At 56.5% G+C, this 23812-nt stretch carries 20 protein-coding genes; 11 read left to right on the top strand and 9 right to left on the bottom strand.

Translation table 11 applies throughout. The features are described 5' to 3' along the window. Window positions 1–15: 15 nt before the first annotated feature. Entirely contained in the window at window positions 16–3141 is a 3126-nt protein-coding gene (locus CA832_RS00880; RefSeq protein ID WP_088339675.1) for a SusC/RagA family TonB-linked outer membrane protein, read from the bottom strand. Between the two features lie 349 nt (window positions 3142–3490). On the opposite strand from CA832_RS00880, the gene CA832_RS00870 reads away from it, so the two are divergent. From CA832_RS00870 to CA832_RS00850, 5 genes are all read left to right on the top strand, one after another. Then, on the top strand, window positions 3491–4522 hold the full coding sequence (locus CA832_RS00870; RefSeq protein WP_088339673.1) for a LacI family DNA-binding transcriptional regulator: 1032 nt from the start codon (window positions 3491–3493) through the stop codon (window positions 4520–4522). A gap of 87 nt (window positions 4523–4609) precedes the next feature. Further along, entirely contained in the window at window positions 4610–5266 is a 657-nt protein-coding gene (pgmB, locus tag CA832_RS00865) for a beta-phosphoglucomutase (protein ID WP_088339672.1), read from the top strand. A 20-nt stretch (window positions 5267–5286) separates the two neighbouring features. Beyond that, window positions 5287–7596 (top strand): glycoside hydrolase family 65 protein, encoded by a 2310-nt coding sequence (locus CA832_RS00860; protein WP_088339671.1) that lies wholly within the window; start codon window positions 5287–5289, stop codon window positions 7594–7596. A gap of 3 nt (window positions 7597–7599) precedes the next feature. After that, a complete protein-coding gene (locus tag CA832_RS00855; protein WP_233131683.1) occupies window positions 7600–9486 on the top strand; it encodes a glycoside hydrolase family 13 protein in 1887 nt (628 codons plus the stop codon). A gap of 7 nt (window positions 9487–9493) precedes the next feature. Continuing rightward, the gene (locus CA832_RS00850) at window positions 9494–11365 is read left to right on the top strand and encodes an alpha-amylase family protein (protein WP_088339670.1); all 1872 of its coding nucleotides are present in this window, start codon (window positions 9494–9496) and stop codon (window positions 11363–11365) included. A gap of 58 nt (window positions 11366–11423) precedes the next feature. Here the strand turns inward: CA832_RS00850 and CA832_RS00845 are convergent, their stop codons facing one another. Beyond that, window positions 11424–11855 (bottom strand): hypothetical protein, encoded by a 432-nt coding sequence (locus CA832_RS00845; RefSeq protein ID WP_088339669.1) that lies wholly within the window; start codon window positions 11853–11855, stop codon window positions 11424–11426. A 140-nt stretch (window positions 11856–11995) separates the two neighbouring features. Between CA832_RS00845 and CA832_RS00840 the strand changes: the two genes are divergently transcribed. Continuing rightward, on the top strand, window positions 11996–12739 hold the full coding sequence (locus CA832_RS00840; RefSeq protein WP_088339668.1) for a glycerophosphodiester phosphodiesterase: 744 nt from the start codon (window positions 11996–11998) through the stop codon (window positions 12737–12739). Window positions 12740–12745: 6 nt separating this feature from the next. Here CA832_RS00840 and CA832_RS00835 read toward each other — a convergent pair whose 3' ends face one another. Together CA832_RS00835 and glpK are read right to left on the bottom strand one after the other, a co-directional pair. Further along, window positions 12746–13474 (bottom strand): MIP/aquaporin family protein, encoded by a 729-nt coding sequence (locus CA832_RS00835; RefSeq protein WP_088339667.1) that lies wholly within the window; start codon window positions 13472–13474, stop codon window positions 12746–12748. Between the two features lie 11 nt (window positions 13475–13485). Next, on the bottom strand, window positions 13486–14985 hold the full coding sequence (gene glpK, locus CA832_RS00830) for a glycerol kinase GlpK (protein WP_088339666.1): 1500 nt from the start codon (window positions 14983–14985) through the stop codon (window positions 13486–13488). Between the two features lie 90 nt (window positions 14986–15075). Between glpK and CA832_RS00825 the strand changes: the two genes are divergently transcribed. Beyond that, window positions 15076–15621 carry a DUF1697 domain-containing protein gene (locus tag CA832_RS00825; RefSeq protein WP_088339665.1) on the top strand — a complete coding sequence of 182 codons (546 nt, stop codon included), beginning with the start codon at window positions 15076–15078 and terminating at the stop codon, window positions 15619–15621. Here the strand turns inward: CA832_RS00825 and CA832_RS00820 are convergent. Beyond that, window positions 15618–16100, bottom strand: a complete 483-nt coding sequence (locus CA832_RS00820) for a TspO/MBR family protein (RefSeq protein WP_233131682.1) — start codon at window positions 16098–16100, stop codon at window positions 15618–15620. The genes CA832_RS00825 and CA832_RS00820 overlap by 4 nt on opposite strands. A 71-nt stretch (window positions 16101–16171) precedes the next feature. Between CA832_RS00820 and CA832_RS00815 the strand changes: the two genes are divergently transcribed. From CA832_RS00815 to CA832_RS00800, 4 genes are all read left to right on the top strand, one after another. Beyond that, window positions 16172–17263: a diphosphomevalonate/mevalonate 3,5-bisphosphate decarboxylase family protein gene (locus CA832_RS00815; RefSeq protein ID WP_088339664.1), complete on the top strand. Its 1092-nt coding sequence runs from the start codon at window positions 16172–16174 to the stop codon at window positions 17261–17263. A 100-nt stretch (window positions 17264–17363) separates the two neighbouring features. Then, the gene (locus CA832_RS00810; RefSeq protein WP_088339663.1) at window positions 17364–18302 is read left to right on the top strand and encodes a mevalonate kinase family protein; all 939 of its coding nucleotides are present in this window, start codon (window positions 17364–17366) and stop codon (window positions 18300–18302) included. 12 nt (window positions 18303–18314) lie between these two features. After that, entirely contained in the window at window positions 18315–19220 is a 906-nt protein-coding gene (locus CA832_RS00805; RefSeq protein WP_088339662.1) for a geranylgeranylglycerol-phosphate geranylgeranyltransferase, read from the top strand. Window positions 19221–19268: 48 nt separating this feature from the next. Continuing rightward, entirely contained in the window at window positions 19269–20147 is an 879-nt protein-coding gene (locus CA832_RS00800) for a pseudouridine synthase (RefSeq protein ID WP_088339661.1), read from the top strand. 7 nt (window positions 20148–20154) lie between these two features. Here the strand turns inward: CA832_RS00800 and CA832_RS00795 are convergent, their stop codons facing one another. Genes CA832_RS00795 through argB form a run of 4 tightly spaced genes read right to left on the bottom strand, consistent with a single transcriptional unit; the run spans window position 20155 to window position 23811 of the window. Continuing rightward, a complete protein-coding gene (locus tag CA832_RS00795) occupies window positions 20155–20589 on the bottom strand; it encodes a BLUF domain-containing protein (RefSeq protein WP_088339660.1) in 435 nt (144 codons plus the stop codon). A gap of 57 nt (window positions 20590–20646) precedes the next feature. Continuing rightward, the gene (gene argH / locus CA832_RS00790; protein WP_088339659.1) at window positions 20647–21930 is read right to left on the bottom strand and encodes an argininosuccinate lyase; all 1284 of its coding nucleotides are present in this window, start codon (window positions 21928–21930) and stop codon (window positions 20647–20649) included. Between the two features lie 31 nt (window positions 21931–21961). Continuing rightward, a complete protein-coding gene (locus tag CA832_RS00785; RefSeq protein WP_088339658.1) occupies window positions 21962–23029 on the bottom strand; it encodes a M20 family metallo-hydrolase in 1068 nt (355 codons plus the stop codon). Next, entirely contained in the window at window positions 23026–23811 is a 786-nt protein-coding gene (gene argB, locus CA832_RS00780; protein WP_088339657.1) for an acetylglutamate kinase, read from the bottom strand. Before argB ends, CA832_RS00785 begins: the two co-directional genes overlap by 4 nt. Between the last annotated feature and the right edge of the window lies 1 nt (window position 23812).

Below are 23812 nucleotides of genomic sequence, written 5' to 3'. Positions count from 1 at the left end.
AGACAATTTTTTTAATTAAAAGGTGGCGTTAATTCCAAAGGTTACAGTAAGCGGGTTCGGGAACGCGGCCCAGTCGATACCCCGGGTCGGTACTCCTGAACCAAGCGTACCGGTAGGTACGGTAACTTCAGGATCGATACCGCTGTAATCGGTGATCAGCAGCAGGTTCTGACCGGTAAGGGAGAACCTCAGGCTCTTGAACGTCCCGTCTCCAGTAAGAGGCACGTTGTAGCCAATGGTTGCGTTCTGGAACCGTACAAAATCTCCTTTTTCAAGGAAACGTGTAGATACCGCAGTGGAAGCACCTCCGTTCTCGCCAGCGTTGGCAGCGTCGACAGTCACGTTACGGGCGGTAACGATCTGGCCGGCGTTGAAGAAGGAGTTAGCCGTGTTGTTGTAAACGGAGAAGCCGAACTGCCCGCTGAAGAAGGCACTCATATCCCAGTTCTTGTAGTTGAAATTCAGGCTGAGACCGGTAGTTACATCCGGAAGGGCATCCTCTCCGACGAATTTCTTGTCGGAATCCGGATCGCCGATACCGTTGCCGTCAACATCCTCGTACTGGGGGTTTCCATTGGCGTCGAAGCCAAGGAACTCTGCCATGTAGTAGGAGAACAGGGACTGACCCGCCTCGAAACGCTGGGCAAAGGCTCCGGAAAGACCGGGACCTGCAATCTCACCAGTGTTGATGGCGCCGGCGAAATCCTGGATCTCGTTCTGGTTGTAGGCAATGTTGAAGGAAGCGGAGAACGTGGCGTCTTCGGTTTGTACGAAGTCGTAGTTCAACGCGAGTTCCACACCCTGGTTGATGATGCTGGCGTCCACGTTACCAAACTGGAAGGGGTTGGTAGAAGGCGCGGCCGGCGGCGTTTGCAGCAGTACATCCTGGGTTTCGTTCCGGTATACATCAATACTACCGCTGAAACGATCCAGGTTGAACCCGAAATCGAGACCGGCGTTGAAGTTGATGGTAGATTCCCATTTCAGGTCGGGAACGTCGGTGGCAACAATGGAAAGACCGTTTTGGTTAACCGTGTTGTCGTTGTTGATGCCCAGGCCGGCAAAACGCTGGCGGGCTACGAAGTTTCCGTACCCAAGGCCATCCTGGTTACCGGTGATACCGGCACTCAGACGGAGTTTCAGGGTGGAGACATTCTCCCCGATGAAATCCTCCTCGGCAATCTGCCAGGCGAAGGCTCCTGAGGGGAAGTACCCGTATTGGTTATCAGGACCGAAACGGGAAGAACCGTCTGCCCGCATGGTACCGGTAAAGAGGTACTTGCCGGCAATGCTGTAGTTCACACGCCCGAAGAACGATTGCAGCTCATCGGTGTTGTCGAAGACATCGGCAACCGCAGCGCGGACGCCGCGGAGGAACTGAAAGGACTGGGTTTCCCCGGCCACAACAGACGGGAAGAGGCGGTTAACCACCAGCCCGGAGGTATTGGTCCCGTAGTAGAACTGTTGGTAAGACCCGTCGATGGTGGCTGCGGCAGCGTTGATGGTGTTGCGCAGGTCATCGCCCATTTCGTTCAGGTCGGAAGTACCAAACCCGCGTCCGGCAGCGTTGCGGCCGGAGGTGCGGAAATCCTGGAAGGCATAACCCACGAGCAGGTCGAGGTTGGAGTTCTCGAATTCCTTAACGTAGTTTAAGGTAGCTTCAAGGGTTTTGTTTTCCCGGTCCAGGGTATTGTAGGTACCGAAACCGTTTCCTTCAATACCGGTGAAGTTCTGGAGTTTGGTAGACAGTACGGAAGTGTTCTCACTTTCGGACTGGTCGTAGCCCAGGTTTACCTTGGCGGAGAATTCCGGGGTAAACTTGTACTCGGCAGAACCGTTGATCAGGAACCGGTTGGTGTTGGTGCGGTTCTGAGTTTCATTCAGGTAGTTGGCGGGCTGGATTTGCCCACCACCATCGTCGAAGCCGGCGTTGGAAGGCCAGGTCGGGTTGGCGGAGTAGGCGGCACCGAGGATGTCACCCCGGAATCCGGCTCCTGCAGCCAGAGGCGGCTGCTCCCGGTTAACGCGACCTACGGAAGCCTGAAGACCCAGGATGAGTTTGTCATCCAGCAGGCGCTGGTTCAGGTTGAGGCGCCCGGTAATCCGCTCAAATTCTGACTTCTCAACCACACCGAATTGCTTCTGGTAACCGAAAGTGGCCCGGACGTTCCCGGAGCCGTAGTTGCGGCTGTAGGCGATGTTGTGGTTGGAGGAGGCGGCTGTACGCAGTACTACTTCCTGCCAGTCTGTGTTGGCTCCGAAGTTTACGTTGTTCGGGTTTCCGCCGTAATCGCTAACTGCCTGAAGGAAGCCGTCGGCATCCAGCAGGTCGTACTTGCGAACGGGGGTGGAGATGCTCAGGCTGGAAGACCACTCGATCTGCCCGCCGCTGGCTCCGCGGCCGCTCTTGGTAGTAATGATGATAACACCGTTGGCACCCCGTGAACCGTAGATAGCGGTAGCAGAGGCATCTTTCAGGATAGAGATGCTTTCGATGTCATTGGGGTTAAGGAAGTTAAGGGGGTTACCCACTTCGCTTCCACCCTGTCCGGTATCTCCGGAGGCATCGGTGTTCTGGCCGAACAGCGGCACCCCATCCACTACGAACAGCGGGCTGTTGTTACCGCGGACAGAGTTGGAACCCCGGATGTTTACCTGGATCCCGGCACCCGGCTCACCACTGGTTTGCTGGATGTTAACACCGGCTGTCTTACCCTGGATCAGTTGTTCCGGGGAAGCGATGACACCGCCGTTGAAGTCGTCGGAGGTTACTGCGGTTACCGAACCTGTCGCATCCTTAACAGTAGTCTGACCGTAACCGATGATCACAACTTCATCGAGTGCCGTGGCATCTTCCGTCAGGGTTACGTTAATAGTGGACTGCCCGTTAACGGCAATTTCCTGGGTGGAATAACCGATATAACTGAATACCAGCACTCCATCGGAGGGTACGCCCGACAGCGTATAATTACCGTCGAAATCCGTCTGGGTACCCGTGGTGGTTCCTTTAACGACCACACTGGCTCCCGGAAGCGGACCGTTTGCATCAGAAACAGTACCTGATACATCTTGCGCCTGCACCAGTCCGAAGCATAAAAATGCGCCGACAAGCAACAAGCCCTTCAGTAGCGTAATCTTCATAGATAGTTAATTTTTGAGTTTAGTTAATTTAATTCAAGGGGTCAAAGTATGTAAAAAAAAGGTTAATATCCTATTCTACGGCACCTGCGGCCTTACGAAAACGGTTTCGTGTTAATAACTTTGGATAATGCTGATCTGATAATTTGTACCTCGCTAAATTAGCCAATCGGTATTACGGAGGGGTGGAATTTGCCAATAGCGAATCAAATATAGCTTTTTTTTATTCGTCCGGCAATTTAGCAAAATTTGCCAAAACATTGTTAATAACCTGTATTTATTATGGTTTGATGCTGTTTTCCCCCACGGGAATATTGCGTACTTTCATGGTCGAAAACCGCAACCGACAGCTGTGAAACGCAAAATAACCCTCAAGCATATTGCCCGGGAACTGGACGTCTCCATTTCGACTGTTTCCAAGGCCCTCAAGAACAGCGAAGAGATCAGCCAGGATACCAAGGACAAGGTGCAGGCCTTTGCCAGGCTCTACAACTACAAACCCAACAACATTGCCATCAGCCTGAAAAACAAGCGCACCAAGAATATTGGCGTCATTGTCCCGGACATTGTGCACCATTTCTTCACGACGGTCTTCCGGGGGATAGAGAAGTATGCCAATGCCAAGGGGTATAATGTGATCGTGTGTGTTTCGGACGAGTCGTTCGACAAGGAGGTCATCAACATGGAGATGCTGGCCAACGGGAGTATAGACGGGTTTATCATGGCGCTGTCTGCCGAAACCCAGCGCAGGAACGATTTCAACCATCTGCGGGAGGTAACCGAGCAGGGCATCCCCCTGGTACTCTTCGACCGCGTCACCGACGAGATCCGGTGCGACAAGGTCATTATAGATGACTCCAGGGCCGCGATGGAGGCTACAGAGCGGCTCATCCGAAGCGGGCGCAAACGCATCGCCCTTTTCACCACCGAAACCTACCTGAATGTAAGTGCCAAACGGGAAGCGGGGTACCGGCAGGCCCTGGAGGCACATGGGCTGCCGGTGCTGGAGGAACTTATCCTGAGGCTTCCCTACCAGTTTGAGGAGGAGTCCTCAAGCCTGCGGTTTTTCCGGGAACAGGATTTCGATGCCGTGCTTTGTGTTAATGAGATTTTTGCAGTCCGGGCCATCCGGCTGGCCCAGCAACTCGGCAGGCGGGTCCCCCAGGATGTTTCTTTTGTGGGCTTTACCGATGGCTTGCTTTCCCGCTACAGTTCCCCGTCCCTCACTACCGTGGACCAGCAGGGGGAACTCATGGGTCAGGCAGCTGCAGAGCTGCTCATATCCAAGGTTGAGATGGAATACGACGAGAACGATGCACGGAATTACCAGACCCGGATCATCCCCACGGCCTTAATAGAGCGGGAATCCACCGTCCTCTCCTGACCCCGGGGCAGATCCTTGTACAGGATACCCGGACAAGTCATTTTCCTTATCTATATTTGGAAGCAGCTTGCAAGCGACTCAACACACATGAAAGCATTCATATTCGACCTCGACGGCGTTATCGTCGATACCGCCAAATACCATTACCACGCCTGGAAACACCTGGCAGACCACTTGGACATCCCTTTTACAGAGGAGGACAATGAGCAGTTCAAGGGTGTAAGCCGCAAACGCTGCCTGGAACTCCTGCTGGAAATGGGTGGGCTAACCGTGTCTCAGGAGCAATTCGACCGCTGGCTGGTGGAGAAAAACGAGGATTACCTCGGGTACATTGCAAAAATGGACGCCTCCGAAATTCTGCCGGACGTACCCAGGGTACTGGATTTCCTGCGCTCCCGGGGGGTGCCTATGGCCCTGGGTTCTGCCAGTAAGAATGCCAAGCCCATCCTGGAGAAGGTGGGCCTTACGGAATACTTCAGCGCCGTGGTGGACGGGCACGATACCACCCGGGCCAAACCGGACCCGCAGGTCTTTGAGCTTGCAGCCTCCCGCCTGGGGGTAGCGGCCCCAAGCTGCGTGGTCTTCGAGGATGCCCTTGCCGGTATCGCGGCAGCCAACTCGGCCGGGATGACCAGCATCGGTATAGGGGACCCGGAGGTCCTTACCGAGGCAGACCGGGTCTTCCGGGATTTTACGGAAATTGATAGTGATTTTATTACGGGACTCCTCCAGGGGCGTCCCTGAACCCAAGAAACCATCAAAAGATGAATCAGGATTATATCATACCTAATGAGTGGTCTATCATTGAGGAAGGATTTGAGCCCGGCCGGGTAGAATCTTCCGAAAGCCTTTTCAGTATTGGCAACGGGGCCATGGGCCAGCGGGCCAACTTCGAAGAGGATTACAGCGGTGAAACCTTTCAGGGCAGCTATATAGGAGGGGTGTATTACCCGGACAAAACCCGGGTGGGCTGGTGGAAAAACGGATATCCCGAATATTTCGCCAAAGTGCTCAATGCCCCAAACTGGATCGGTATTTCCGTATCCGTGGACGGTACCCCCCTCGACCTGCATACTTGCAAATCCGTCAAGGATTTCCGGAGGGAACTCAATATGAAGGAAGGCTGGTACCAGCGCTCCTTTACCGCCGTAATGGAAAACGGGAAAACCGTGGCCGTAAACGCCCGCCGTTTCCTCTCCATGAAACGGGATGAAATCGGGGCCATCCGCTACGAAATCCGGGTGCTGGACCAGGGGGCCGAAGTCACCCTGGAACCGTATATAGACAGCGGTATTACCAACCAGGATACCAACTGGGACGACCCCTTCTGGGAGACCACGGGGGTACGGACCTCCGGGTCCCGGGCCTACATCCTGGCACACACCCTTAAGACCCATTTCCGCACCTGTACCTTCATGGATTCCCGCCTGGAGCTGGACGGCAGTGCCGTTGGGCAAAGCGGCGAAGCGGTGGAGGGCCCCACGCGTGCCGGGTACCGGTATACGCAACAGGTGGCCGCGGGCCAAACCCTTGTACTCTTTAAATACGGAGGTTATGTTACGGGCATGAACCACCCCAAGGATAACCTCGAGGCTGCGGCGGATGCCAACCTGGATTCCGCCCTGAAGGCCGGTTTTGAAACCCTGCTTCAGGAGCAGCGCGATGCCTGGGCTGCGGTCTGGGAAATGAGCGACATCACCATAGGAGGAGATGTGAAGGCCCAGCAGGGGATCCGGTTCAATATCCTGCACCTGAACCAAACCTACACCGGGCGGGACTCCCGCCTGAACATCGGGCCCAAAGGGTTTACCGGGGAGAAATACGGTGGCAGTACCTATTGGGATACCGAAGCCTATTGCATCCCGTTTTACATGGCTACCAAGAACCAGCACGTGGCGCGGAATTTGCTCAAGTACCGGTACAACCAGCTGGACAAGGCCATTGAGAATGCCGAGAAGCTCGGCTTCTCAGGCGGGGCAGCCCTGTACCCCATGGTGACCATGAACGGGGAGGAATGCCACAACGAATGGGAGATTACCTTCGAGGAAATCCACCGCAACGGGGCCATCGCTTTTGCCATTTACAACTACTATCGCTTTACCGGGGACTATACCTACATCCCGGAAATGGGGCTGGAAGTTTTGGTGGCCATTGCCCGGTTCTGGCACCAGCGGGCCTCGTACTCCGAAAACCGGAAAAAATACGTGATCCTTGGAGTTACAGGTCCCAACGAATACGAGAACAATGTCAACAACAACTGGTACACCAACTACATTGCCCGGTGGTGCATCCGTTTCTGCCTGGAACAGCTCGCCAAGGTAAAAGAGGGTTACCCGGACGATTACGACCGGGTAATTGGCGTTTGCCACCTGACCGAGGCGGAGACCAAGGCCTGGTCCAAGGTGGCCGAGAACATGTATTTCCCCTATTCGGAAGCACATGGGGTCTTCCTCCAGCAGGATGGTTTCCTGGACAAGGAACTGGTCCCGGTTTCCAAGCTGGACCGCAAGGAGCGGCCGCTTAACCAGAAATGGTCCTGGGACCGTATCCTGCGTTCACCCTACATCAAACAAGCGGATACCCTGCAGGGCTTCTATTTCTTCGAAGACCATTTCACCCTGGAGCAACTCGAGAAGCACTTCGACTTCTACGAGCCTTTTACGGTCCATGAGTCTTCCCTTTCCCCCTGTGTGCACGCCATACAGGCGGCCAGGCTCAACCGGATGGAACAGGCCTACGCCTTTTACCTGAGGACCTCGCGCCTGGACCTGGACGATTACAACAAAGAGGTCCACGAGGGCCTTCACATCACCTCCATGGCCGGGACCTGGATGAGTATTGTGGAAGGTTTCGGGGGCATGCGCGTCCTGAACGACAAACTCCATTTCAGCCCGCGTATCCCGAAACAGTGGGACTCCTATTCCTTCAAGATCAATTTCCGCCATCGGATTCTGAAAGTGACGGTTACCGCCGGAGGCAGTAGTTTCCGACTGGAAGGGAAGGAGGAAATGTCCATCCGGGTCAACGACAAGCGGGTGGTCCTCACTCCTGGGGAAACCGTTGAAGTCCGCTAGCGGATGGTTGCCCTGGGCGGCATACGGGGTGGTTTAGCCCTGCTGGCCATACTGCTTATGAGTTGTACCGTAAAAATAACGGCCCAGATACGCGTGGAGCCGCCCCATTGGTGGGTAGGTATGCACGACACCTCCTTGCAGCTCATGCTTTATGGGGAAGGCCTGGCCGGATATACTCCTCATCTGGATGTCCCGGGGGTGACCCTGGAAGCCTGGCACCCCGGCGCCAGCCCCAACTACCTGTTCCTGGACCTGACCATTGCACCGGGGACGGCCGCCGGAAACCTCCCCCTACGCCTGGAGAAAGACGGGGCATCGCCAGTTTCGGTTTCCTATCTGCTGAAGGACCGGGAATTCCGGCCGGACGATTTCCGCGGCTTCGATTCCTCCGATGTGGTCTATCTCATTACCCCGGACCGTTTTGCCAACGGGGATCCGAACAATGACGTGGTGCCGGGGATGCGGGAGGACCGCCTGGACCGCGAAGACGATTATGGCAGGCATGGAGGCGATATCAGGGGGATCATAAACAATCTGGAGTATATCCGGGAGATGGGATTCACGGCCATCTGGCCCAGCCCGTTGCTGACCAATGATATGCCGGAGGCCTCCTACCACGGGTATGCCATTACCGATTTCTACCAGGTGGATCCGCGGTTTGGCACCCTGGAGGAGTACCGGGAGTTGGCCCGGGAGTGCCGCAGGCATGGCATAAAACTCATCATGGACCAGGTGGCCAACCATTGCGGGGCGTACCATTGGTGGATGCAGGATTTGCCCTTTGAGGACTGGATCCATTTCCAGCGCGAATGGCAGCAGGGAGACCCCATCACCGTCACCAACCACCGCCGCACGGTGAACCAGGACCTGTATGCCTCCAAAGCAGACCGGGAGCGGATGGACCAGGGCTGGTTTGTGCCCAGCATGCCCGATCTGAACCAGGGCAACCCCTTTTTGGCCCGATATCTGATCCAGAATAGCGTCTGGTGGGTGGAGACCCTGGGGCTGGGGGGTATCCGGCAGGATACTTACCCCTATCCGGACAAGTACTTCCTGGCGGATTGGGCCAGGGCCCTGATGGAGGCTTACCCGGAATTCAACATCGTCGGGGAGGAGTGGAGTTACAACCCCCTGCTGGTAGGGTACTGGCAGGACGGGAGCCCCAACCGGGAAGGCTATCGGTCCTACCTGAGAAGCACTATGGATTTCCCACTGCAGCGGGCCCTGGTGGCTGCCCTGGTAAACCCAGAGGCCTGGGACAGCGGGCTTATTGAACTCTATGAGGCCCTGGCCAATGACTTCCACTACACCCGTCCATTAGACGTTATGCTCTTTGGGGACAACCACGATATGGACCGCCTTTTTACCCAGGTGGGGGAATCCGAAACCCTGGCCGAGATGGCCATGGCCTTTATCCTGACGGCCCCCCGCACCCCCCAGGTGTATTACGGGACGGAGGTCCTGATGCAGAATTCGGCAAAGCCGGGGGACCACGGCCTCATCCGAACCGAGTTCCCTGGAGGGTGGCCGGACGCGGCAAAAAATGCCTTTACGGGCAGGGGGCTGTCCCGTGCAGAGCGCAACATGCAGCAGAGCGTAATGCGCTTGCTGGCGTTCCGCAAAACCAGTACTGCCCTGCACAGGGGGCAGACCGTCCATTTTGCCCCTGAAGAAGGGATCTACCTGATGGCCCGGCAGCACGAGGGAGAAACGGTGGTCCTCATCCTCAACAAGAACAAAGGTCCTGTATCCCTACACCTGGAACGGTTTTCGGAATTGGGGCTGGCGGGCCGGCACCTCCGGGAGGTCCTCTCCGGGGAAGTACTGGAATGGTCCGAATCCCTATCTTTAGACCGTCGGGGAGCCTACGTGCTGGCCACGGCCGAATAAAACCGTTATGAAACCAACCCATTCCTTAGTGCTGGCTGCCATCCTGGCCCTGGGCTGCGCAGGTCCGGCAGGGAAGGATGCCACCGAGATACCACCGCCCATGAGAAGCGAAGGAAAGAAAGTCATTTACCAGGTGTTTACCCGCCTTTTCGGCAATACCAATACCACCAACAAGCCCTGGGGTACCCTCCAGGAAAACGGGGTGGGTAAGTTCTCGGATTTTACCCCAACCGCCCTGGAGGCCATCAGGGACCTTGGGGTCACCCACATCTGGTATACCGGGGTGCCACACCACGCCCTGGTCACCGACTATTCGGCTTATGGGATTGCCCCGGACGACCCGGATGTGGTCAAGGGCAGGGCAGGGTCTCCCTATGCGGTAAAGGATTACTACAATGTAAACCCGGACCTGGCCGATGACCCGGCCAACCGCCTGGAGGAATTCCGCCAATTGGTGGGCCGCACCCACCAGGCAGGGATGAAGGTGCTTATAGACATCGTGCCCAACCACGTGGCCCGCGACTACCAGGGGGGCTCCACACCTCAAGGGCACCAGCCCTTTGGGGCAACAGACGACACCACTGTGGCGTACAGCCCGACCAACGATTTTTACTACATTCCCGGGGAACCCTTCCGGGTGCCGCAATGGCGGGACGGGTACCGCCCACTTGGAGGGGAGGCACACCCCGGGGCAGACGGCCGTTTTGCAGAAAACCCGGCCAAATGGACGGGCAATGGCTCCCGCCTGGCCCAGCCCGATATGAATGACTGGTACGAAACCGTAAAGATCAACTACGGGGTAAGCCCGGATGGCCATCGGGATTTTGATGCATTGCCCGAGGGGATGGACCGGGAATCTGCTACCGTCCACTACGACTTCTGGCAGGGCCGGCAGGTACCCCCCAGTTGGGAGAAGTTTCGCGACATTGCCTGGTACTGGCTGGACATGGGGGTAGACGGGTTTCGCTTCGATATGGCCGAGATGGTTCCCGTGGAATTCTGGAGCTACCTGAACTCCGCCATCAAGCACAAAAACCCGGAGGCCCTCCTGCTGGCCGAAGTCTACAACCCGGACCTATACCGGGCCTATATCCACCAGGGCAAAATGGATTATCTCTATGATAAAGTGGAGCTCTACGACAGCCTGAAACATATTATGAAGGGCTACGGCTGGACCGACCATATCCCGGTGGTGCAGCGCGGCCTGGCAGATATCGAGCACCACATGCTCCATTTCCTGGAGAACCACGACGAGCAACGCATTGCCTCCCCCGAGTTTGCCGGCAATGCGGAAATCGGGAAGCCGGCCATGGTGGTCTCGGCTACCCTGGGTACCTCTCCAACCATGATCTATTTCGGGCAGGAAGTAGGGGAGCCCGGGGCAGAAGACGCCGGTTTCGGGAAGCCGTCGCGGACCTCCATCTTCGATTACATCGGGGTGCCCCATCACCAGCGGTGGATGAACGGGGGCGCCTTCGACGGGGGAGGGCTATCCCAGCGGGAAAAGGACCTGCAGGATTTCTATCGCAGGCTTCTGAATTTTACCATCCAGAGCCCGGCCCTGATGGGGGAGTACCGGGACATCCATTATTACAACAAGGAACATACCGAGGGCTACGACCACCGGGTGTATTCCTTTGTGCGGTGGGAGGATGGGCAGCGCCTGATCATCGTCTCCAATTTCGATACCGAACGCACCTACGAGGTGGACCTCAGGCTCCCGCCCGATTTGGTACAACTCTGGGGGCTGAAAGAGGGAAGCCACCCCCTCAAAGAAGCACTTTACGGGAAAGGGGAATATGTCCTGGAAGCAGACGCCTCGGGAGGAAAGGTGCCTATTTCCCTGCCGCCCCTGGAGTCGGTAATCCTGAAACTCTAGAACCAGGAACGGCCGGGGATTTCCCCGGCCGTTCTCAATAGTCTGGTGCCGCCGTGGGTTAAGAAGCCTCTTTGGCTGCCGTGACCTTGTAAACGATGGCAATGACCGCGCCCACGATACCGTAAAACACGATATCCAGAGCGGCTTCCACCATATGGCCGGTGGCATCCATCATGTTGCTGGTACCATACCAGAGCAGGCCCATCCCGACGCCTACAAAAAGGCCAATCCAGGCCCCGAACTGAAAGCCCTGCCCGGCACTGTGGTGCCCGCGGGCCCATTTGCCATAGAGGGAGCTCATCACAAAAGACATAACGATGTTCCCGAGCAGGATCATGACCATGTCCATTTCCTCGTCACTTTTCATGGTGTCCACCAGGGAGTGCGCTTCAAAAAAATCAGCCGTGGCAATTCCCCAGATCACAAACCCGAGGAGGTACATTACCACGGTGCCCGCCAGGGCAGCCAAAAGGTTTTGTTTTGTAAACATAGTTGCTTGTTAATTGGTTAATAGTGAATACAATATAATCAATATACAGATGCGTGGACTCATTTTTTTCCTTGGAGAGATGCCCTTTTTGGATAGTCTGGGGAGCAGTTTGTATTTTTGGGGGCCTAAACCGACAAAAAATGCGATACCTTGGGATTGTACTGGTACTGATGACCCTAACTGCTTGCAACACGGCTTCCGGCCCCCAGATTATTGGGCACAGGGGAGCCATGGGATACGAAACGGAAAACACCGTGGCTTCTGTCCTGAAGGCCCTGGAGCTGGGCGTGGATATGATCGAGATCGATGTATTCCGGATTAAAAGTGGTGAGATTGTGGTTTTCCACGACGAGCGCGTGGAACGCCTGACTAATGGCGGGGGGCGCATAGAGGAATACCTCATGTTCGACATGAAGAAATTGCTCCTGGACGGCGGACACCAGATCCCTGTACTCCAGGAAGTACTTAAGGCCATAGACCACCGGGTCCCGCTCAATATAGAACTCAAGGGTGCCGGGACGGCTGAGCGGGTTCACTACATCACCAACTACTATTCGGAGCGGGAGGGCTGGCAGCCGGAGCAATTCCTCATCTCCAGCTTTAACTGGGATGAACTCCGGGAGTACAGGGCCCTGGATCCCAATGCCAGGATTGCTGTGCTTACGGAAGAGGACCCGCTTGAGGCCCTGGAGGTGGCCCGCGAACTGGGTGCCGAGGCCATCAACCCGGCCGCTGCCAGTGTGACGGAAGAAAACGTCCAGGCCATGCATGAAGCCGGTTTCCGGGTAAATGTCTGGACCGTAAATGAACCGGAGGAATTTCAGAAACTCAAGGCTATGGGGGTGGACGCCGTCTTTACGGACTTCCCCGACCGCATGCGGTAGCTTTCCCTAATTCAGCACGAGATACAGGCCCGCTGCCAGCAGGCCCCCTAACACCGGACCAACGACAGGTACCCAGGCATAGCCCCACTGGCTGTGGCCCTTCCCGTTGATAGGCACCAGTAGGTGGATGATACGCGGCCCGAGGTCCCGTGCAGGATTAATGGCATAGCCGGTAGTCCCCCCGAGGGATAAGCCGATGCCCCAGACGAGCAACGCTACCGGAAGGGCCCCGAGAGAACCCAGCCCGATGATGGTTTTTTCGTCTCCCAACGAAGCTTCCGTAAAATAAAGGACGGTAAAGACCAGCACAAAGGTGCCCAGAGCTTCGGAGAGGAAGTTCAGCAACCGGTTGGAAATGGCCGGGGCAGTGCTGAACACCCCGAGTTGCAGGTCGATGTCGGCCGTGCGGTTGAAGTGGTCCCTGTACACGAGCCAGACTGCAAAAGCGCCCAGCATGGCCCCTATCATTTGCGCAACGAGATATCCCGGGACGGAGGCCCACGCAAATTCCCCGGCTGCAGCAAGGCCCAGGGTAACGGCAGGGTTGATATGGGCCCCACTGTAGGGCGCAGCCACCACGACCCCAACAAAAACGGCAAAGGCCCACCCGGCGGTGATGACTATCCAGCCGCTGTTCTGCCCTTTGGTGCCTTCCAGCACCACGTTGGCATTGACCCCGCACCCCAGTAGGATGAGCAGGAAAGTCCCGATAAGTTCTGCATTGAATGGCGACATCTATGTTGGATTTAGAGAGTTGAACGACTCCAGGATTCCAGGGCGGCCACCGCGCGTTTCCACCCCAGGATTTTGGCTTCTATGACCTTGGGGTCCGCCCCGGGTTGGAATACCCGGTCCGATTCCCAGAGGCCGGAAATTTCGGCTGTATCCTTCCAGTATCCCACAGCCAGGCCGGCCAGGAAGGCAGCCCCCATTACGGTGGTCTCCACGATTTTGGGGCGGATGGTATTGGCCTGCAGCACATCGGCCTGGAATTGCATCAGCAGGTCGTTGACCGTGGCCCCCCCGTCTACCCGGAGTTCCTTGATGGGGATCCCGGAATCGGCCTCCATGGCGCGCAGCACGTCCATGGTCTGGTAGGCGATGGCCTCTATTGCGGCCCTCGCTATGTGGGCATCGGTAGATCCCCGGGTAAGGCCAAAGATGGTGCCCCTTGCCTGTTGGTTCCAGTAGGGGGCTCCCAGCCCTGCAAAGGCCGGGACCAGGTAGACGCCCCCGGAATCGGGGACGCTTGTGGCCAGTGCCTCCACTTCTGCCGAGGATGCTATGATTTTCAGCCCATCGCGCAGCCATTGTACCACAGCCCCGGCGATAAAGATGCTCCCTTCCAGGACATAGGTGGTTTTCCCACCCAGGGTCCACCCCACGGAGGTGAGCAGGTTGTTCTGCGAAAGGATGGGCTCGTGGCCGATATTCATAAGCATGAAACAGCCGGTTCCATAGGTGTTTTTTACCATGCCCTGGCGGGTACACATCTGCCCGAAGAGCGCAGCTTGCTGGTCTCCGGCTATCCCGGCAATCGGTACTGGGCTTCCCAGAAAGGCGGCTGCAGCCATCCCATAGACCTCGCTGGAGGCCCTTACCTCGGGTAGCATGGAGGCAGGGATATCCAGAAGGGAGAGGAGGTCTGCATCCCACTCCAGGGTATGGATGTTAAAAAGCAGGGTCCGGCTGGCATTGGTGGTATCCGTAATATGGAGCGCGCCCTCGCTCATCTGCCAGATAAGCCAGGTATCGATGGTGCCCATCAGCAGGTCCCCTGCTTCGGCCCGTTTGCGCGCCCCGGGAACGTGGTCCAGGAGCCATTTCACTTTGGTCCCAGAGAAATAGGAATCGATAACCAGCCCGGTCTTCTGGCGAATCCGGTCCTGGTGGCCATCGGCTTTCAGGCTTTCGCAATAGTCCGCCGTGCGCTTGTCCTGCCAGACAATGGCGTTGTGGATGGGTTGGCCGGTATGGCGGTCCCAGACCACGACGGTCTCCCGTTGGTTGGTGATACCCACGGCTGCGATCTGGGCAGCCTGTATGCCCTTTTTTTCCAGGGTTTTCCGCGCCACCTCGGCCTGGACCGACCAGATTTCGCCGGCATCGTGTTCCACCCATCCGGGTTCGGGGAAGTGCTGGGTGAATTCCTGTTGGGCCGCAGCGGCAATATTCCCGTCCTTGTCGAACAGGAGTGCCCTGCAGCTGGTGGTGCCCTGGTCTAGGGCCAGGATATACTGCTCCATAATTCTGTAGATTTGCCTCAGGCAAGGTTGTATGCGCCCTAAAAATAACGGAAATATCCGCTAACCCACAAACCCGGCACACGGGCATCTATGCAGACGTACATCGGATTTCTCAGGGGGATTAATGTTGGGGGCCACCGCCCTGTGAAGATGGAAGCCCTTCGGCAGGTCCTGGGAGGGCTCGGGCTCCAGGGGGTCACCACCTATGTGCAGAGCGGCAACCTGGTATTCCGTTCCGGGACAGGAGATTCCGCTTCCCTTACGGCGGAGGTAGAGGTCGCTTTGGAAGCGGCCTTCGGGTTTTCGATCCCCGTAATCCTATATCGGCCCGGGCCGCTGCGGGAATTTCTGGCAGCAAACCCCTTTGCCGACCGCATGCAACAGCAGGGAAACAAGATGTATTATGTGCTATGGAAATCGGATCCGGACGCCTCCCTGGAAGAACGACTCCGGGAAGGGGACTACCCTGGGCAGGAGTGGCAGGTGGGCTCCCTGGGCCTGTATCTCTGGTGCGGGCAGGGCTATGGTAAGGCGCGTCTGGACAACAACAGGATAGAGCGGATGGCCGGCACCCAGGCAACCACCCGGAACCATAAGACCCTGTGCCGCCTTCTGGAAATGGCCGAAGCCCTTTAATTGAGTTGTACGATGCTCAGGTTCAGCACACTGGCAAATAAGACCCAGGCCAGGTAGGGCAACATAAGCCAGCCTGCAGGTTTGCTTACCACCCGGAACCATTTCAGGGTCAGAATAATCAGCACCAAAAGTGCCATGATGATCAGAAAGGCCCAGAAAGGCTCCTGCAGGCCGAAGAAAACCAGGCTCCAGCTTCCGTTAAGCAGGAGTTGAAACCCAAAGTGATAGAGGGCTGTTTTCACCCAGATATGGTGCAGCCCACGGGCCCAAACCAGGCCGGCGGCAATGCCCATAAGGATATATAACAGGGTCCAGACGGGCCCGAAAAGCCAGTTTGGAGGGGTAAACCAGGGTTTATTCAGGCCTGCGTACCAGGTCGTCACAGAACTTTGGGTGGCATAGCCGGATAAAAACCCGATCAGCAGGCACACCCCCACGGCGATCAGGATACGGCGGTATTTCTTTCTGGAATGCAGCACCGGGCCAATTTAGGTAATTTTTGCTTTGCGGCACCGGGCCAATAAGACCTATCTTTGCGCAAAACCCAAGTATGGAGGAAAGGGATTTCGAGTATCAGGGCCCGCAGGTGACCCCCGGTTCCGGTTCTGTCCGGTGGTCTGCCCCCAGTAATATTGCCCTTGTGAAATACTGGGGTAAACACGGGGTGCAATTACCGGCAAACCCCTCCCTGAGCTTTACCCTGGAGGCCTGCGCCACCCGGACCGAACTCTATTACTACCCGAAAAAGCAAACAGGTACCCAACCCGAAGTGGAGGTCTTCCTGGACGGCCTGTCTGCCCCGGGTTTTGTACCCAAAGTACGTCAATTCCTGGAGCGTGCCCGCCCCTATATGCCCTGGCTCGACCAGTTTGGGTTTCGCCTGGAAACCTCCAACAGTTTCCCGCACAGCAGCGGCATTGCTTCCTCGGCCAGCGGGATGGCGGCCCTGGCCCTATGCCTTGTCGAGCTGGAGCGCCGCTTCTACCCGCAGATGCCAGAAGCCTTGTTCCGCCGGAAAGCCTCCTTCCTGGCCCGGCTGGGATCCGGTTCCGCTGCCCGCAGTATAGACGGCGGGCTGGTACTCTGGGGGGAGCACCCTTCCATTAATGGGAGTTCGGACCTTTATGCTATCCCCTACCCGGGGGAGGTACATGCGGTATTCCAGGAGTATCACGACACCATCCTGCTGGTGGACGAAGGCGAAAAGGCGGTAAGCAGTACCGTTGGCCATGGCCTGATGCACGGGCACCCCTATGCCGCCTCCCGGTTTGCCCAGGCGGGGGGAAACCTGGAACGGTTACAGGACATATTGGCGGCAGGAGATTTAGACGGGTTTATAGAGGTGGTGGAAAGCGAAGCGCTGAGCCTGCATGCCATGATGCTCGCCAGTACGCCCTCCTACATCCTGATGAAGCCCGGGACCCTCTCTATTATCGAGGCCATCCGGGACTTCCGGGCCAGAACCGGTAACCCGGTTTGTTTCACCCTCGATGCCGGGGCCAATGTCCATGTGCTTTACCCGGCTGCCTCGGCCGGGGAGGTTTACCCCTTTATCCGGGAGGTCCTTACGGCTTACTGCAAGGACGGCCACCACATCTGCGACCGGGTGGGCACCGGGGCAAGGACCTTCGGCACGCCCTGAGAAAGGGTGGCAGCCTTTCATAAAATTTTGCTAAGTCGATACGTTTCAGTTACTTTCACTTAAAGTTTCGTATTTTTGACCCGCATATGGTTGCTCGTGTATGAAAGGACCCCTGTTCTATTCTAAAATTCTGCTCTTCGGCGAATACGGTATCATCAAGGATTCCCGGGGGCTGTCCATCCCGTATAACTTTTTTAAAGGCGCCCTGAAAAAGGATTCCGACCTGAGAGGTGCAGCCCGCACCTCTAATGAAAACCTCAGGAAGTTTGCGGCCTACCTGGAACACCTGGGTCCGTCCGAAGAAAACCTCCCGGTCTTTGACCTGGAGCAATTCCACAGGGATCTGGATGAGGGCATGTATTTCGACAGCTCCATCCCCCAGGGGTATGGAGTAGGGAGCAGCGGGGCGCTGGTGGCTGCCGTATACGACCGTTACGCCCACGATAAAATTACGGTCCTGGAAAATCTCACCCGGGAGAAGCTGCTGCAGCTCAAGGGCATTTTTTCCGTTATGGAATCCTTTTTCCATGGAAAATCCTCCGGCCTGGACCCGCTTAATAGCTACCTGAGCCTTCCCATCCTGATCCATTCCAGGGACCACATAGAGTCTACCAGTATCCCGTCCCAGAACCCGGAGGGGAAAGGGGCCGTGTTCCTGCTGGACAGCGGGACCGTTGGGGAGACAGCACCCATGGTGCAGATTTTTATGGAGAAGATGAAACAGGAAGGGTTCCGCAAGGTCCTTAAAGACCAGTTCATCAAGTATTCCGATGCCTGTGTGGAGGACTTTGTAAGCGGGAATGTCAAGTCCTTGTTTGGCAACATCAAACAGCTTTCCCATGTGGTCCTGGACCACTTCAAACCCATGATCCCCAAGGAGTTCCACCAGCTCTGGCAGCATGGCATCGAAACCAATGCGTACTACCTGAAACTCTGCGGTTCCGGTGGCGGGGGGTATATCCTCGGGTTTACCGAAGACCTTAGCAAAGCCCGGGAAGCGCTTAGCGGGCACCGCCTGGAGGTGGTATACAATTTCTAAGACCCATCCGGCATGCTGAGCCGTAAAAACCGCCTGCTCCTGCTGAAGGCCCTTAGCCTCGTGTCCATTGTGCGTGGCTATAACATCCTGGTAATTGCACTTGCGCAGTACCTGGCCTCCATCTACATTCTCTCCCCGGACCTCCCTCTGCGGCAGGTAGTCCTGGATGTGAACCTTTTTCTGATTGTGCTCTCCTCGGCCATGGTTATCGCTGCCGGGTATATCATCAATAGTTTCTACGATTCGGAGAAGGACCTGATCAACAAGCCACGGAAAAGCATGCTGGACCGCCTGGTGCCCCAGCGGACCAAAATCCAGGCTTATTTTGTGCTCAATTTTGCCTCTGTCCTTACGGCTAGCTACGTCTCCTTCCGGGCGGCCTTCTTTTTTGCCGCCTACATTTTTGGGATCTGGATCTATTCCCACCGCCTCAAACGCATCCCTTTCCTGGGCAACCTCGTTTCGGCTACCCTGGCCATTGCCCCGTTCTTTGCCGTGTTCGTCTATTACAAGAATTTTGAGACGGTGATTTTTGTCCATGCCCTATTCCTGTTCCTGCTCATCTGGAGCCGGGAAATGATCAAGGATATGGAAAACCTTACTGGAGACCTGGCACAGGGATACCAGACCGTTGCGGTGCGCTATGGCACCACCTTTACCAAGGGGTGCGTGACTTTCTTGATTCTTGCGGCCCTGATCCCTGCCTATTTACTGGTCCGGTATTTCGAGGTGGGGTACATGTACCTGTATTTTATAGCCTGCAGCCTGCTGCTGCTGCTGTTTTTGGTGCTGATGTGGCGGGCCCGTTTCAAAAGCCATTATGTGTGGCTGCACAACATCCTGAAGTTTGTCATTGTTTCCGGGGTGTTTGGCATCCTGCTCATCGATGTGGACCTGGTCCTGGACCGATTGCTATGACCCCTGGGTTTTTCCGATGGATTATTCCCTACCTTTGACCCGGAATTTATGAGTACACGAGAAAATAAAGGAAGTGGCCGCAAGCGCAGTGTGCGGTCCGGAGCTTCTGCTGGCCGGAAGGCTTCCGGCAGGCAGGGTGGTAATTTCAGGCGCAAGAGTTATTCGCGGGGCAATGCCCCCGTGCCCAAAAAGGCCCACGGCCCGGAAGGGACCCCGGGCCTGATCCGCCTGAACCGTTTTATTGCCAATGCAGGCATTTGTTCCCGGCGGGAGGCCGATACTTTTATTGCTGCGGGCAGTGTAACGGTAAACGGCAAAACCGTTACCGAAATGGGCTACAAGGTACAGCCCACGGACGAGGTCCGGTTCGATGGCCGCCTGTTGCGGCAGGAGCGCAAGGAGTATGTGCTGCTGAACAAGCCCAAGAATTTCATTACCACCACCAAGGACGAGAAAGGCCGTCGTACGGTCATGGAACTGATCTCCAGGGCCAGCAACGCCCGCCTGGTACCGGTAGGGCGCCTGGACCGGAACACCACCGGCCTTTTGTTGTTCACCAACGACGGTGATCTGGCCAAAAAGCTCACCCACCCCAAACACGGGGTACGTAAGATTTACCACGTGGAACTCGATACGAACTTCAAGGCAGAACACCTGAAACAGGTCCGGGAGGGCCTTACCCTGGAGGATGGGCCCATAGCCGTAGACGCTGTCGATTACATAGACGGGGGAAGTAAGCGCGAGGTTGGGATCCAGATCCACAGCGGCCGCAACCGCATTGTGCGCCGGATATTCGAACACCTTGGGTATGAGGTGGTGCGCCTGGACCGCGTGGTATTTGCAGGCCTTACCAAAAAGGATTTACCCCGTGGGCATTGGCGACACCTGACCCCCCAGGAGGTGATCAATCTGGGGATGTTGAAGTAGCCCTTCCTTATTGGGCAGTACCCTGACGTAACAACTGCCCCACAGACTCCCAGAAAACCCCATTGGAGGGGTTGTCTTCCAGCGCTACCTTATTGAAATTCAGGAATTCCCCTACTACCATTCTAAGGTGGGCAAACTGGACATTCTCCCCGTAGAAATTCTCAAAGGCCATATCCCAGGTGTCGAAGACACGGCCTTCCCGTTCCCCGTAGCTGAGCAGTTCCACGTCCCGGTGACGCGGGTCGGCTTTGATTTTGTCGAAAAGGGTGAGGACCTTAATCTGGTTCCCCTCCAGGTACTGGATAAATTCCCCATCGTAGTAGAGCAGGCAGCCGGTAATGTCCAGGCGGTTATTGTTTTCTTTCGCTTTGGCCAGCATTTGCTCGATCCTGTCCAGGTTGAAATCCGGTTTGGCAACTGACCTGTACACTAAGCTGAACATGGTGGGATACGCTTGGTTGTATCCTAAAGATAGGGAAATCCCAAAGTGGCCCCGAGATTATTTGGAAAAGGCATCCATTTTTTCCCGGATTTTATCCAGGGCCAGGTTGCCCAGGCTCCCCAAATGGGTATGCCTGGCATCCTTCGGGGCCTCGAATTGGCCTTTCTCCACTACCGAGGCGACTTCCTTGTAAGCATCCCGGAACGGGGTGCCCTTTTTCACGAGTTCGTTGAGCGCATCTACCGTAAAGAGCAGGTTGTATTTGGGGTCCTGAAGGATGTCTTCCCTTACCCGAACCTTTTTCAGGCTGAAGGTGGTAATGTCCAGGCAGGCCTTAAGCTCCTGAATAGCGGGGATCAGGCTGTTCTTGGTGAGCTGTAGGTCCCGGTGGTACCCGCTGGGAAGGTTGGTCAGCAACAGGGACAACGTATTGGGCAGGGCCTGCAGGGTGTTGCACTTGCCGCGTACCAACTCAAAAACGTCCGGGTTTTTCTTGTGGGGCATGATGCTGCTGCCTGTGGTCAGGTCGTCCGGAAAGGAGATAAAGTCAAAATTCTGGTTCATGTACAGGCAGATATCCATGGCCATTTTAGCCAGGGTAGCGCCTGTGGAGGCCAGGGCCCTTGCGGTAGAGGTTTCCACCTTACCCCTGCCCATCTGCGCGGCAACCACATTGTATTTCAGGGTGCTGAATCCCATTTCCCCGGTGGTCATCTCCCGGTCTATGGGAAAGGAACTCCCGTAGCCTGCGGCACTGCCAAGGGGGTTCTGGTCGGCAATGTGGTAAGCGGCATTGAGCAGGATCATATCGTCGATAAGGCTTTCGGCATAGGCCGAAAACCAGAGTCCGAAGGATGAGGGCATGGCCACCTGCAGGTGGGTGTACCCGGGCAGCAGCAAAGCCTTGTGCTGGTCTGCCAGCCCCAGCAGCACATCGAATAGTTCCAGGACCAGCCCCTTGATGGTCGTGAGCTCCTCCTTTACATAGAGCTGGAGTGCCACCAGCACCTGGTCGTTCCTGGAGCGGGCCGTGTGAATTTTTTTGCCCGTATCCCCCAGCTTCTCTATGAGGAGGTATTCGATCTTGGAGTGCATGTCCTCGAAGGATTCCTCAATGGTGAAACGCCCGGCCTCGATGCTTTTGCCAATCCCGTCCAACTCGGTCAGCAGGGCCGTCTGTTCCTGCTCGGTGAGCAGGCCTATGGCGTGCAGCATTTTACAATGCGCCTTGGAGGCAATCACATCGTATTTCGCCAGGAGCAGGTCTAGTTCCCTGTCATTGCCCACCGTAAAGCGGTCTATCTTCTCATCGGTTTTCAGTCCTTTTTCCCAAAGCTTCATGTCTTCTTGGTTTTAGCCAGTTGGTGCGGGGTTATTTCAAAAACCCGTTTAACATATCGATATACAGTGCAATGCCTTCTTCAATTTCCGAGACAAAGATATACTCATCTGCCGAGTGCGACCGCCGGCTGTCTCCCGGGCCGAGTTTCAAGGAGTGGCAGCTGAGGACCGCCTGGTCGGAGAGGGTGGGGGAACCATAGGTCCCGCGACCCAGGGCCACTCCCGCCTGCACCAGGGGGTGGTCCGCTGGGATGGAAGAGGAATTCAACCGGAGTGACCGGGGGTTCATCCGGCAGGGCGCCTGTTCCTGCAAGAGGGTGGCGACTTCCTGGTTGGTATAGCAATCATTCACCCGGACGTCCACCACCAGATCTACCTTAGCCGGGACTACATTGTGCTGCGTCCCGCCGTTGATCTGGGTAACGGTCATCTTTACCTCCCCCAGCACTTCGGATACCTTTTCAAACCGGTAGTTCCTGAACCATTCCAGGACGGGGATGCAGTTATACAGGGCGTTGTTGTCATTGGGGTGGGCGGCATGGGAGGGGGTCCCGTGTACTTCTGCATCGAAAATCACCAGCCCTTTTTCGGCTATGGCCAGTTCCAGCAGGGTGGGCTCCCCCACAATAGCCACGTTTATTTCAGGCAGGACGGGCAGCATGCTGCCCAACCCGTTGGGCCCTGAGTTTTCCTCTTCCGCAGAAGCCACCATTACGATGTTGTGGCTCAGGTTTTCCCTGGGGTACCAGTAGGCAAAGGCAGCCAGGAGGGAAACCAGGGGCCCTCCGGCGTCGTTGCTGCCCAGGCCGTAGAGCTTCCCGTCTTCGACCACCGGGGTAAAGGGGTCCCGGGTGTAGGCGCTGTTCGGTTTGACCGTATCGTGGTGGGAATTCATCAGCAGCAGAGGCTTGCCTTGCTCAAAATGCTGGTTAAAGGCATAAATATTGTTGCCCTTTCGCTCAAAGGGGATGCCGTGCCCGGACAGCCACGCTCCGATACGGCTGGCCGTCTGGTCTTCCTCCCCGGAAAAGGAAGGGATGGCAATTAGGTCTTTGAGCAGCTCTATCGCGCTTTTGGTGAGGGTTTCGATGGATTTCATAGGCAGATGGAGGTAAAGGTTTCAGCCCCGGGCAACAACATGTCGGGCAGGCCGATACGCACCTGTCCTACGCCTTTTTCCAGGGCCTGGAAGCAATTGTGGAGTTTGGGGAGCATCCCGGTGGCAATCTGGCCCGATGCCACCATGGCATCGTACCGCTTCCGGTCCAGGACGGCCACGTGAGAAGCGGGGTCCTCGATATCTGTGAGCACACCTGGTTTCTCAAAGCAGTAATACAGGCGGGTCTCATACCGTGAGGAGAGGGCCACGGCCAGGGCGGCGGCAATGGTATCGGCGTTGGTGTTGAGCATCTGGCCCTTCCCGTCGTGGGTCAGGGCGCAGAATACCGGGACCCACCCCGCCTGCAGCATCCCGTGGAGGGCCTCTTCCCGAACGGCTTCGATATCTCCCACATACCCGTAGTCGATCTCGGCCACGGGCCGCTTACGGGCCCGGATCAGGTCGGCATCGGCCCCGCTGAGGCCCAGGGCAGGGCATCCCAGGGCCTGCAGGGCAGCAACCATGGATTTGTTGGCCCATCCGGCATAGACCATCACGGCTACCTCCAGGCTTGCCTCATCGGTAATGCGGCGCCCGTTCACCATCCTGGGTTCCAGCCCCAGTTGCCGGCTCAGCTCGGTGGCGCGCTTGCCACCCCCGTGTACCAGGACTTTCAACCCAGGCATGCCGGCAAAATTCCGGTAGAAGGTTGAGGCCAGTTCCGGTTCTTCCAGGAAGGCCCCTCCGATTTTTACAATGGAAACAGGTGTTTTCACAGCCATA

It is taken from the genome of Robiginitalea sediminis (genome assembly GCF_002198115.1).
Lineage (GTDB): Bacteria > Bacteroidota > Bacteroidia > Flavobacteriales > Flavobacteriaceae > Robiginitalea > Robiginitalea sediminis.
The sequence above is the reverse complement of the archived record's forward strand: the minus strand, read 5'-3'. Positions and strand labels throughout refer to the sequence as shown.

Coding starts and splice junctions, on each gene's coding strand:
- CA832_RS00880 (WP_088339675.1), bottom strand. CDS start 3,141: ATGAAGATTACGCTACTGAAGGGCTTGTTGCTTGTCGGCGCATTTTTA.
- pgmB (WP_088339672.1), top strand. CDS start 4,610: ATGAAAGCATTCATATTCGACCTCGACGGCGTTATCGTCGATACCGCC.
- CA832_RS00860 (WP_088339671.1), top strand. CDS start 5,287: ATGAATCAGGATTATATCATACCTAATGAGTGGTCTATCATTGAGGAA.
- CA832_RS00855 (WP_233131683.1), top strand. CDS start 7,600: ATGGTTGCCCTGGGCGGCATACGGGGTGGTTTAGCCCTGCTGGCCATA.
- CA832_RS00850 (WP_088339670.1), top strand. CDS start 9,494: ATGAAACCAACCCATTCCTTAGTGCTGGCTGCCATCCTGGCCCTGGGC.
- CA832_RS00845 (WP_088339669.1), bottom strand. CDS start 11,855: ATGTTTACAAAACAAAACCTTTTGGCTGCCCTGGCGGGCACCGTGGTA.
- CA832_RS00840 (WP_088339668.1), top strand. CDS start 11,996: ATGCGATACCTTGGGATTGTACTGGTACTGATGACCCTAACTGCTTGC.
- CA832_RS00835 (WP_088339667.1), bottom strand. CDS start 13,474: ATGTCGCCATTCAATGCAGAACTTATCGGGACTTTCCTGCTCATCCTA.
- glpK (WP_088339666.1), bottom strand. CDS start 14,985: ATGGAGCAGTATATCCTGGCCCTAGACCAGGGCACCACCAGCTGCAGG.
- CA832_RS00825 (WP_088339665.1), top strand. CDS start 15,076: ATGCAGACGTACATCGGATTTCTCAGGGGGATTAATGTTGGGGGCCAC.
- CA832_RS00815 (WP_088339664.1), top strand. CDS start 16,172: ATGGAGGAAAGGGATTTCGAGTATCAGGGCCCGCAGGTGACCCCCGGT.
- CA832_RS00810 (WP_088339663.1), top strand. CDS start 17,364: ATGAAAGGACCCCTGTTCTATTCTAAAATTCTGCTCTTCGGCGAATAC.
- CA832_RS00805 (WP_088339662.1), top strand. CDS start 18,315: ATGCTGAGCCGTAAAAACCGCCTGCTCCTGCTGAAGGCCCTTAGCCTC.
- CA832_RS00800 (WP_088339661.1), top strand. CDS start 19,269: ATGAGTACACGAGAAAATAAAGGAAGTGGCCGCAAGCGCAGTGTGCGG.
- CA832_RS00795 (WP_088339660.1), bottom strand. CDS start 20,589: ATGTTCAGCTTAGTGTACAGGTCAGTTGCCAAACCGGATTTCAACCTG.
- argH (WP_088339659.1), bottom strand. CDS start 21,930: ATGAAGCTTTGGGAAAAAGGACTGAAAACCGATGAGAAGATAGACCGC.
- CA832_RS00785 (WP_088339658.1), bottom strand. CDS start 23,029: ATGAAATCCATCGAAACCCTCACCAAAAGCGCGATAGAGCTGCTCAAA.
- argB (WP_088339657.1), bottom strand. CDS start 23,811: ATGGCTGTGAAAACACCTGTTTCCATTGTAAAAATCGGAGGGGCCTTC.